This window comes from Pseudomonas sp. MF4836, from assembly GCF_002018875.1.
Taxonomy (GTDB): Bacteria; Pseudomonadota; Gammaproteobacteria; order Pseudomonadales; family Pseudomonadaceae; genus Aquipseudomonas.
In genome coordinates this window covers 175,625-183,911 of the sequence record NZ_MVOL01000015.1, presented here as the reverse complement: position 1 = coordinate 183,911, position 8,287 = coordinate 175,625, and the positions used below count along the sequence as shown (strand labels likewise).

8 protein-coding genes are annotated in these 8,287 nt (G+C 63.4%); 6 read left to right on the top strand and 2 right to left on the bottom strand.

All coding sequences use genetic code 11. The features are described 5' to 3' along the window. Positions 1-48 precede the first annotated feature (48 nt). The 4 genes from MF4836_RS29045 to aqpZ all read left to right on the top strand — a co-directional run bounded on the left by MF4836_RS29045 (position 49) and on the right by aqpZ (position 4,219). Positions 49-852: an alpha/beta fold hydrolase gene (locus tag MF4836_RS29045; RefSeq protein WP_078473249.1), complete on the top strand. Its 804-nt coding sequence runs from the start codon at positions 49-51 to the stop codon at positions 850-852. Positions 853-855: 3 nt separating this feature from the next. After that, positions 856-1,419, top strand: coding sequence for a peptidylprolyl isomerase A (locus MF4836_RS29040; protein WP_020297750.1), 564 nt, complete (start codon positions 856-858; stop codon positions 1,417-1,419). Positions 1,420-1,507: 88 nt separating this feature from the next. Further along, complete coding sequence (locus MF4836_RS29035; protein ID WP_078473248.1) at positions 1,508-3,340, top strand: ABC transporter ATP-binding protein; 1,833 nt, start codon at positions 1,508-1,510, stop codon at positions 3,338-3,340. Positions 3,341-3,523: 183 nt separating this feature from the next. Next, positions 3,524-4,219 carry an aquaporin Z gene (gene aqpZ, locus MF4836_RS29030; protein ID WP_078473247.1) on the top strand — a complete coding sequence of 232 codons (696 nt, stop codon included), beginning with the start codon at positions 3,524-3,526 and terminating at the stop codon, positions 4,217-4,219. Between the two features lie 17 nt (positions 4,220-4,236). Here the strand turns inward: aqpZ and MF4836_RS29025 are convergent, their stop codons facing one another. Continuing rightward, a complete protein-coding gene (locus MF4836_RS29025) occupies positions 4,237-5,361 on the bottom strand; it encodes a GNAT family N-acetyltransferase (RefSeq protein ID WP_078473246.1) in 1,125 nt (374 codons plus the stop codon). Between the two features lie 85 nt (positions 5,362-5,446). Further along, positions 5,447-6,334 carry a LysR family transcriptional regulator gene (locus MF4836_RS29020; protein WP_078473245.1) on the bottom strand — a complete coding sequence of 296 codons (888 nt, stop codon included), beginning with the start codon at positions 6,332-6,334 and terminating at the stop codon, positions 5,447-5,449. 102 nt (positions 6,335-6,436) lie between these two features. On the opposite strand from MF4836_RS29020, the gene MF4836_RS29015 reads away from it, so the two are divergent. After that, the gene (locus tag MF4836_RS29015) at positions 6,437-7,807 is read left to right on the top strand and encodes an MFS transporter (protein ID WP_078473244.1); all 1,371 of its coding nucleotides are present in this window, start codon (positions 6,437-6,439) and stop codon (positions 7,805-7,807) included. Then, positions 7,788-8,210, top strand: a complete 423-nt coding sequence (locus MF4836_RS29010) for a DUF4440 domain-containing protein (RefSeq protein WP_078473243.1) — start codon at positions 7,788-7,790, stop codon at positions 8,208-8,210. Before MF4836_RS29015 ends, MF4836_RS29010 begins: the two co-directional genes overlap by 20 nt. The last annotated feature ends 77 nt before the right edge of the window (positions 8,211-8,287 follow it).

Genomic DNA, 8,287 nt, shown 5'->3' with positions numbered 1-8,287 from the left:
AGATGTGTATCAGAGACCGCCCCCACCCGCCCGAACAGGAGTTGTGCCGTGGCCTATTTCGAACATGAAGGATGCACCCTGCACTTTGAGGAATACGGCCAGGGCACACCGCTGATCCTGATGCATGGCCTGGGCTCCAGCACCCTGGACTGGGAAATGCAGATCGCCGATCTCGCGGCCCGTTACCGGGTGATTGTGCCCGATGTGCGTGGCCACGGGCGCTCCGACAAACCCCACGAGCGCTACAGCATTGCCGGGTTCAGTGCCGACCTGGTCGCCCTGATCGAGCACCTGAACCTTGCGCCCGCGCACCTGGTCGGGCTTTCCATGGGTGGCATGATCGGCTTCCAACTGGCAGTCGATCACCCACAACTGCTCAGGAGCCTGTGCATCGTCAACAGCGGGCCTGAGGTCAAGCTGCGCAGTCGCGCCGATTACTGGCAATGGTTCAAGCGCTGGAGCCTGGCCCGAGTACTGGGCCTGGCGACCATCGGCCAGGCCCTGGGCCGCAACCTGTTCCCCAAGCCGGAGCAGGCCGAGCTGCGGCAAAAGATGGCCGAACGCTGGGCAAAAAACGACAAACGTGCTTATCTCGCCAGCTTCGACGCCATTGTTGGCTGGGGGGTAAAGGAACGACTTTCCCGCATTCCCTGTCCAACCCTGATCGTCAGCGCCGACCACGACTACACCCCGGTGGCGCAGAAAGAGGCCTACGTGAAATTGCTGCCCCACGCACGACTGGTGGTGATCGACGATTCACGCCACGCCACCCCGCTGGACCAGCCACACCGCTTCAATCAAACCCTGCTCGAGTTTTTAACCACAGTCGACACCACCACCCAGGATCACTGACCCATGCTGAAAAAAATCGCCCTCGTCGCCGGCTCCGTTCTGTTCGCCGCCAACCTGATGGCCGCACAACCGGCCAAGGCTCCTCACGTCGTGCTGGACACCAGCTTCGGCAAGATCGAAATCGAACTGGACCCGGTCAAGGCACCGATCTCCAGCAAGAACTTTCTTGAATACGTCGACAGCGGCTTCTACAGCAACACCATCTTTCACCGGGTGATCCCGGGGTTCATGGTCCAGGGCGGTGGGTTCACTGCACAGATGAATCAGAAAGACACCCGCGACCCGATCAAGAACGAAGCCAGCAACGGCCTGCACAACGTGCGTGGCACCCTGTCGATGGCCCGCACCTCGAACCCGAACTCGGCCACCAGCCAGTTCTTTATCAACGTGGCCGACAACGCCTTCCTCGACCCGGGCCGCGATGCCGGCTACGCGGTATTCGCCAAAGTGGTGAATGGCATGGACGTGGTCGACCAGATCGTCAACTCCCAGACCACCACCAAACAAGGCATGCAGAATGTGCCGATCGACCCTGTGCTGATCAAGTCGGCCAAGCGCATCGACTAAAGAGGCAAGGCGTCAGGAGCGGTCGTACCGTGCCGTGCGGCCGCTCATATCTTGACCAGGAGAGCCCGCCCTGCGGGCACCAAACCCAATGTTCTATCGCCGTTTCGAACAACTGATCGACATCTTCCGCGACGCCCCCACGGCTGCACCGCCAAACCGGGTCCTGGCGTTCTACCTGTACTACATCAAGCAAGTCTGGCCGAGCTTCGCCGCCCTGCTGGTGGTGGGCCTGTTCGTGGCCCTGATCGAGGTCTCGCTGTTCAGCTACCTGAGCCGCCTGATCGATCTGGCCCAGGGCACGCCCAATGTGGACTTCTTCAAGATCCACGGCACCGAGCTGATCTGGATGGCCGTGGTCGCGCTCCTGTTGCGGCCGCTGTTCGTCGGCCTGCATGACCTGCTGGTGCACCAGACCATCAGCCCCGGCATGACCAGCATGATCCGCTGGCAGAACCACAGTTACGTGCTCAAGCAGAGCCTGAATTTCTTCCAGAACGATTTTGCCGGGCGCATCGCCCAGCGCATCATGCAGACCGGCAACTCCCTGCGCGACTCGGCGGTGCAAGCCGTAGACGCCCTGTGGCACGTGCTGATCTATGCGGTCAGCGCCCTGGTGCTGTTCGCCGAGGCCGACTGGCGCCTGATGATCCCACTCCTGGCGTGGATCGCCTGCTACATCGGTGCGCTGCGCTACTTCGTGCCTCGGGTCAAGGACCGCTCGGTGGTGTCCTCCGATGCACGCTCCAAACTGATGGGGCGCATCGTCGACGGCTACACCAACATCACCACCCTCAAGCTGTTCGCCCACACCCAGTTCGAACAGAACTACGCCCGCGAAGCGATTGCCGAGCAGACCGAAAAAACCCAGTTGGCCAGCCGCGTCATCACCAGCATGGACGTGGTCATCACCAGCATGAACGGCCTGCTGATCGTCGGCACCACGGGCCTGGCCCTGTGGCTCTGGACCCAGTCGCTGATTTCGGTCGGTGCCATTGCCCTGGCCACCGGCCTGGTGATCCGCATCGTCAACATGTCGGGCTGGATCATGTGGGTGGTCAACGGCATCTTCGAAAACATCGGCATGGTCCAGGACGGCTTGCAGACCATCGCTCAGCCCCTGAGTGTCACCGACCGCGAACAGGCGCCACGCCTGGCCGTGACCCAGGGCGAAGTGCGCTTCGAGCAGGTGGACTTTCACTACGGCAAGCAATCGGGGGTCATCGGTGGTCTCGAACTGGTGATCCGGCCTGGCGAGAAGATCGGCCTGATCGGCCCGTCCGGAGCGGGCAAGTCGACCCTGGTCAACCTGCTGCTGCGGCTCTATGACCTGCAGGGCGGGCGCATCCTGATCGATGGCCAGGACATCGCCGAAGTCACCCAGGAGAGCCTGCGCGAACACATCGGCATGATCACCCAGGACACTTCGCTGCTGCACCGCTCGATCCGCGACAACCTGCTGTACGGCAAGCCCGACGCCACCGACGAGGAACTGTGGGAGGCCGTGCGCAAGGCCCGGGCCGACGAGTTCATTCCGCAACTGGTGGACTCCGAAGGCCGCAGCGGTTTTGACGCCCATGTCGGCGAGCGCGGGGTCAAGTTGTCCGGTGGCCAGCGCCAGCGCATCGCCATTGCCCGGGTGCTGCTCAAGGACGCGCCGATCCTGATCATGGACGAGGCCACCTCGGCCCTGGATTCGGAAGTCGAAGCGGCGATCCAGGAGAGCCTGGAAACCCTGATGCAGGGCAAGACCGTAATTGCCATCGCCCACCGGCTCTCGACCATCGCCCGCATGGACCGCCTGGTGGTCCTGGAAAAAGGCCGCATCGCCGAAAGCGGCAGCCATGCCCAATTGCTGGCCCACGGCGGCTTGTACGCACGCCTGTGGCAGCACCAGACCGGGGGTTTTGTCGGCATCGACTAACAGCCTTGCAAAACCAGCCAGAGCCCTTGTGTGTAGAGGGCTCTGGCTTTTTTATGGGCGCTGGAATTCGGCCAGAATCCTGCTGTACTCACCCTAGGTTCTGGCGCAGAACCTGTAGTTCATCTGCAGGGACGCATCATGGCGTTATCGAATCGATAGGTCGTCCTATCAAGGATTCACCTCATGTCTCTGTTCAAGCGTTCAGTCACTGAGTTGCTGGGTACGTTCTGGCTGGTTCTGGGTGGGTGTGGCAGCGCAGTGCTGGCCGCGTCTTCCCCCCTGGGGATCGGTGTATTGGGTGTGGCCCTGGCGTTTGGCCTCACTGTTCTGACGATGGCGTTCGCCATCGGTCATATCTCCGGTTGTCACCTAAACCCTGCCGTGTCGGTAGGGCTGGTGGTGGGTGGCAGGTTTCCGGCCAGGGAGCTGCCAGCCTATGTGGTGGCGCAAGTGATAGGCGGGATTGTCGCGGCGGCCCTGATCTACTACATCGCCAGCGGCAAACCCGGCTTCGAGCTGTCCAGCGGCCTGGCGTCCAACGGCTACGGCGCGCACTCGCCGGGCGGTTACTCGATGGCAGCGGGCTTTGTCTGCGAGGTGGTGATGACCCTGATGTTTGTGGTGATCATCCTCGGCGCCACCGATAAACGGGTCCCGGCGGGCTTTGCGCCGATCGCCATCGGCCTCGCGCTGACCCTGATCCACCTGATCTCGATCCCGGTCACCAACACCTCGGTCAACCCGGCGCGCAGTACCGGCCCGGCGCTGATTGTCGGCGGCTGGGCGATCCAGCAGCTGTGGATGTTCTGGGTCGCGCCGATCTTGGGTGCGCTGATCGGTGGCGGGCTTTATCGCTGGCTGGGCCGGGAAGACCGCTAGCGCGCTGACCGCGAGGGTCAGGCTTGCCGATAAGGCAAGGCGGCCCTCGCTTCCTCGGCATAGGCCAGGATGCCGAGCCGTTCCTGCTGCAGGAAATCCTTCACCGCCGCATTCAGCCCGGGATGGCGCAGGTAGTGCCAGGAATGGGTAATCACCGGCTCGAAACCGCGAATCAGCTTGTGCTCGCCCTGGGCCCCGGCGTCGAAGCGTTGCAGACCGTGGGCGATGGCGTAATCCATGCCCTGGTAGAAACAGGTTTCGAAATGCAGCCGATCGAACTCCGCCAGGCAGCCCCAATAGCGTCCATAGAAACTGTCGCCACCCACCAGACTGAAGGCCATGGCTACCGGCCGCGGGCCCTGCTTGGCCAGGACCACGCGAATGGCCTCGGGCATGCGCTCGGCGAGCAAGCTGAAGAAGGCCCGGGTCAGGTAGGGCGTCTGGCGCCGCACGGCGTAAGTGTTGGCGTAGCAGGCGTAGACAAAATCCCACTGCGCCTCATCCAGCTCATGCCCGCCCAGCCACTGGAACTCGATGCCCTGCCCCGCCACCTGCTCGCGCTCCTTGCGCATCTGTTTGCGCTTGCGCGACGCCAGGGTGTCGAGGAAATCCTGGAAGTCCCGGTACCCGCGATTCTGCCAATGAAACTGGCACCCCAGGCGCTGCAGCCAACCCGCCTGCCCGGCCAGGGCGGCGTCGGCAAAGGGGTCGGTGAAATTGATATGGGCGCTGGAAAGCTGCTCGATCTCCAGGTAGCCGGGCAGGCTTTTAAGCAGTTCGAAGGCGTCCTCCTGGCTGGCCGCCAGCACCCGCGGGCCACTGACCGGGCTGAAGGGCACGGCGGTCAGGAGCTTGGGGTAGTAGTCGATCCCGGCACGCTCGCAAGCTTCTGCCCAGCCGTGATCGAACACGTACTCGCCATAGGAATGCCATTTGCGATAACTGGGCAGCGCCGCCAGCAAACGCCCGTCTTCCACGTGCAACAGGTGCTCGGGCTGCCAGCCGGAGCGCGGGCCGAGACTGCCGCTGTCTTCCAGGGCGCTGAGAAAGGCATGCCGTAAAAACGGCTGCGCATCGGCCACCAGGGCATCCCACTGTTGCGGGCCGACGGCAGAGAGACTGTTCAAGGATTGAAGCGGCATTGCGTTCCCCGGTATTGATGGCCCAAGCACCGGCCGAGTATCCCCCATCGTCCGGCGCGCCGAAATAAAAACCGCCGGGGCAGGCTCAACGGCCCAGGTGCAGCGCCAGAAAATCGATAAAGGCCCGGGATTTCGCCGGCAGGTGCGCGCTGTTGGGAAACACCACCTGCACCGACTGCCTCGGCAGGCCGTACTCGGGCAGCAAGCGCACCAGGCGCCCCTGGGCCAGATCGTCGTCCACCATCCAGGCCGGCAGCACCGCCACCCCGAGGCCGGCCAGGGTCAGCGCGCGAATCGCCGTCGACGCGTTGGACTCATGCTGGCTGTTGAGCGTGACCTCGACATCGCCCCGCACCGGGTGGCTGAAGGTCCAGCTGGGCGGCCCCTGCAGCGTGTTATGGGTGATCCACGGCAGCCGGCTCAAGTCCTGGGGAACGTGCACCGCAACCCCCTGGGCGAATGCCGGACTGGCCACCAGCACAATTTCGTACTCGTCGAGCTTGCGGCTCTTGAACGCCGAGTCGCCGAGGTTGCCCAGGCGAATCACCAGGTCGAGTTTTTCCGCCACCAGGTCATTCAAGGATGAGTTGAAGTGGTAACTCAGGCGCACCTCGGGATGGCGCGCGGCAAACAGGGGTAACAGCGGCAAGACAAATTTCTCGGCGTATTCGCCGGTGGAACTGAAGCGCAACGTGCCCGCGACCCGGCCGTGACCGTTCAGAACATTGTCAAATGCATTGTCGATACTGGCGACGATACCCTTGAACTCCTGATAGAAGTCCTGGCCGGTTTCAGTCAGGGAAACACGGCGCGTGCTGCGGATCAGCAAGGTGCTGCCCAGTGCCTGCTCCAGGGCCTTCACATGCAGGCTGGCCATGGCTTTGCTCATGCCCAGGTAATGGGCGGCCTTGGTATAGGAGGCGAAATCCACCACCGCGAGAAAGGTCTGCACCCGGTTCAGGTGGGCGTGCAAAGGGTTATTCACTGTCAAGCCTCATCAAACAATGTTTCAAGTATAGCGGCATGGACCCGGTCGGCCTATCGCCCCTAAGCTCCCCGGCAAAAGGGAGATGACATGACTTATCGCTACCAAGTGGCGCTGGTATTCCTGCTCGGGTTCTTTATCGACTGCGTCAATATCTTCATGTCGGCCGTGGCGCTGCCCAGCATCGCCACCGACCTGCAGGTGTCCGGCACTGCCGTGGCCTGGGTCGCCAACGCCTACATCCTCGGCCTGACCCTGATCATGCCCATCAGTACCTGGCTGGCCGGGCGCTATGGCAGCCGCGAGATCCTCACCCTGTCGATGCTGCTGTTCAGCATCACGGCCGGGCTCTGTGCCCTGGCCGGCAGTTTTCCCGAGCTGCTGTTCTGGCGCCTGCTCCAGGGGATCGGTGGCGGCCTGCTGATTCCGGTCGGGCAGGCCCTGACGTTCAACCTGTTCCAGGGCGAGCAACGGGCAAAGATCTCGACCCTGATCATGGCCGTGGCGCTGATCGCCCCCGCCTTGTCACCGCCCCTTGGCGGGCTGATCGTCGACCACAGTTCGTGGCGCTGGGTGTTCTCCAGCAACCTGCCGTTTTCCCTGCTGGCCGCCGGCCTGGCCTGGTGCTGGATCCGCGAGCGCCGCGCCCCGCCCGGGCCCCGGCCGGACCTGCGCGGCCTGCTGCTGGTCAGCGCGGCGCTGGCCACGCTGCTCCTGGGGTTGTCGCTGTACGGCACCGATTACCCGCCCCTGGCTGCGGCGTCGTGCCTGTTGGCCGGGATCGGTTTCAGCCTGCTGTACATAAGGCATTGCCGGCGCAGCACTCACCCCATCGTCGATCTGAGGCTGCTGCGCAGCGTCCGCCTCAGCGGCTCGATCGGCATTTATTACGCGATCCCCGGCCTGTTCACCGGGGTCAACCTGCTGAGCATGTTCTTCCTGCAAGACACCCTGCATTTCAGCGCCGGCCTGACCGGAAGCTTTATGGTGCTCTACGCCGGCGGTGCCTTCGTCGCCATGCTGGTCTGCGGCCGGGTCTACCAGCGCATGGGCGCCAGGCGCCTGTTCGGCCTGGCCCTGCTGCTGCACAGCGCCGGCATCGGCCTGCTGTGCGGGGTCGATACAGCGGCCGACCTGCCGCTGATCATCGCGGCCTATGGGCTGATGGGGGTGGGCGGCGGCATCGGCGCCAACACCGCACAAACCACGGCGTTGCTGGATTTCGACGGCGCCCTGACACACAAGGGCAGCGTGATCTGGAACATCAACCGGCAGATGTCCTTCAGCCTCGGCGCCGCGCTGTTGCTGATGATCTGCAACCTGCTGCTGCGCACCCTGCCGACCCACTCGGCCTACCACCTGAGCTGGGCCATCGCCGCCCTGCTCGGCCTGCTGCCTCTTCTTTATCTGCATCGCCTCCAACCCGCCAAACAGGACACTTATGCACACCTCCAGCGCTGAACAGGCCATCCACAGCATTCGTCAGGTGCATGACCTGATCCACCAGGTATTCACCGACCATCACGGCCAGGGCCTGGCCGCCATCGAGCAACTGATGCCGGTATTTGCCGAAGACTTCAGCATGGTCACCACCACGGGCGCCTCGGTGGGTCGGGCCCAGGTCGAACAGATGTTCCGTGGCGCCGTGGGTGCCCGTGCCGGCCTGCAGATCCACCTCAGCGAGTGGCGGTGTGTGTGGCAGCAACCCCAGGTCGCGGCAATCCGCTACCGCGAAACCCATCGCCTGGGAAACAGCCTCACCTCGCGCCTGTCCCTGGCCATCATCGGCCTGGACCAAGGCTCGGCCCAATGGCTGTACCTGCACGAAACCTCTTGCCCGCCGTTGCCTGAAACGCCGTTCTGAGGCCAAAAAAAACCCCGCCGGGGCGGGGTTAAAACGAGAGGAGCTTTAACGGATGAGAAAGAGCTCTGTATCGGTTT

What these genes read in the sequence shown, in the direction of transcription:
- MF4836_RS29035 (WP_078473248.1), top strand. Translation starts at nt 1,508, where the DNA reads ATGTTCTATCGCCGTTTCGAACAACTGATCGACATCTTCCGCGACGCC.
- MF4836_RS29040 (WP_020297750.1), top strand. Translation starts at nt 856, where the DNA reads ATGCTGAAAAAAATCGCCCTCGTCGCCGGCTCCGTTCTGTTCGCCGCC.
- MF4836_RS29010 (WP_078473243.1), top strand. Translation starts at nt 7,788, where the DNA reads ATGCACACCTCCAGCGCTGAACAGGCCATCCACAGCATTCGTCAGGTG.
- aqpZ (WP_078473247.1), top strand. Translation starts at nt 3,524, where the DNA reads ATGTCTCTGTTCAAGCGTTCAGTCACTGAGTTGCTGGGTACGTTCTGG.
- MF4836_RS29025 (WP_078473246.1), bottom strand. Translation starts at nt 5,361, where the DNA reads ATGCCGCTTCAATCCTTGAACAGTCTCTCTGCCGTCGGCCCGCAACAG.
- MF4836_RS29015 (WP_078473244.1), top strand. Translation starts at nt 6,437, where the DNA reads ATGACTTATCGCTACCAAGTGGCGCTGGTATTCCTGCTCGGGTTCTTT.